We start from the raw sequence: 1,671 nt of genomic DNA, 5'->3' as shown, positions 1-1,671 counted from the left end.
CCTGTTGCAGACAGGCTTGCGGAGTCGAAAGCCTGCCCCGTAGCATTACGGGGGATCTCCCAAACCTAGGAGGTAAGTAAAGAGAAAAAGAGACGCTGCGCTTGGCTTAATTTACACAGAGATACGCAGACCCGCCTGCAGCCGGCAGGGAAGGCACAGAGAACCACGGAGAGAATGGTAGTGAAGAATGATGAATGAAGAGTGTTAAAAGTTGCTTTCAGCTACCGATTTATCTGAGTTTAAAAACTCAAGTCCCAACCGTCCCGCGTTCGGAAACGCGTGACAACGTGCCCCCAAATTTAAACTTTAATCCCTTAAAACTCTCTCCGTCCCCAAGTCTCTTCGTCCATCAGTCTCCCAGTCCCTAAGTCCCCAAGTCCCTCACCCTCTCAACCACCCTTTCCAAATCCACCTCTGTCAAATTCGATCCGCTGGGCAGGCAAAGTCCATTGTCAAACAATTCCTCGGCCACCCTTCCACCAAAATACGGGGCATCCTGAAATACCGGCTGCAAATGCATGGGCTTCCACAAAGGCCTGGACTCAATATTGTCCTCCCAAAGAAATTTACGGATGTTCTCCCGGGTAATGCCACCCGTATTTTCAGGATCGACAAGGATACAACTCAACCAACGGTTGGAGTGCAATCCCTCCGGCTCCTCCAAAAAGGAGATCCCCGACAAATCCCCCAGGGCCTTCTTATAAAAAGCATGGTTGCTCCTGCGCTGTTCTACCCTTTCCGGTAAGACCTCCATCTGCCCACGGCCAATGCCCGCCAGGACATTGCTCATGCGGTAATTGTACCCTATATGGGAATGCTGGTAATTTGGCGCTTCATCCCTTGCCTGTGTAGCCAGGAATCTCGCCTTATTGATCATCCATTCCGTATCGGACAAAAGCGCCCCTCCACCGGAAGTGGTGATGATTTTGTTGCCATTGAAACTCAAGACCCCCATGTCCCCGAAGGTACCACAGGCTTTGCCCTTGTATGTCGAACCCAGGGCCTCTGCCGCGTCCTCCACCACGGGAATTCCATATTTTTTGGACAAGGCCATGATTTCATCCATTTTAGCAGGCATGCCATAAAGATGGACCGGAATGATGGCTGCTGGTTTTTGCTTTTTGCCCGACACTTTACCTGCTTCACAGGCCAAAATACCCTCCTCCAGGGCCTGAGGACACATGTTCCAGGTCTCTTTTTCCGAATCTATAAAAACGGGCGTAGCCCCTAGGTAAGCAATGGGGTTGGCTGAAGCCGAAAAGGTCATGCTCTGACAGAGTACCAGGTCACCGGGTTTGACCCCCAGGATCACCAAGGCCAGGTGGATGGCGGCGGTACCCGAACTCAAGACGGCTGCATGTGCAGCGCCTGTAAACTCCTGCAGGTCTTTTTCAAAACCGTCCACATGGGGACCTAAGGGAGCAATCCAGTTGGTAGCAAAAGCATCCTGCACGTATTTCAATTCATTGGGCCCCATATGCGGGGAAGAAAGCCAGATTTTGGGAGATGAACTCATGGATCAAACAATAATACTAAGGTCAAAGGTACATTTTTTTTGTACTTATGCTTGTTGGGAGGGGGGTAAATGTTTGTTGTCGGGTTGTCGGGAATATTAAGAGCCAAGGCAAAAGGGGGATGTCGGAAGTGGGATGTCGGAAGTGGGATTTCGAT

The 1,671-nt window shown here is 50.7% G+C and carries 1 protein-coding gene; it reads right to left on the bottom strand.

Features of this window, described 5'->3' with window-relative positions; genetic code table 11:
- Positions 1–364 precede the first annotated feature (364 nt).
- Positions 365–1,516 (bottom strand): aminotransferase class I/II-fold pyridoxal phosphate-dependent enzyme, encoded by a 1,152-nt coding sequence (locus B879_RS20660; RefSeq protein ID WP_009187172.1) that lies wholly within the window; start codon positions 1,514–1,516, stop codon positions 365–367.
- Positions 1,517–1,671 lie beyond the last annotated feature (155 nt).

This window comes from Cecembia lonarensis LW9, assembly GCF_000298295.1.
Lineage (GTDB): Bacteria > Bacteroidota > Bacteroidia > Cytophagales > Cyclobacteriaceae > Cecembia > Cecembia lonarensis.
This window is presented reverse-complemented; position numbering and strand designations above follow the sequence as displayed.

Coding starts and splice junctions, on each gene's coding strand:
- B879_RS20660 (WP_009187172.1), bottom strand. CDS start 1,516: ATGAGTTCATCTCCCAAAATCTGGCTTTCTTCCCCGCATATGGGGCCC.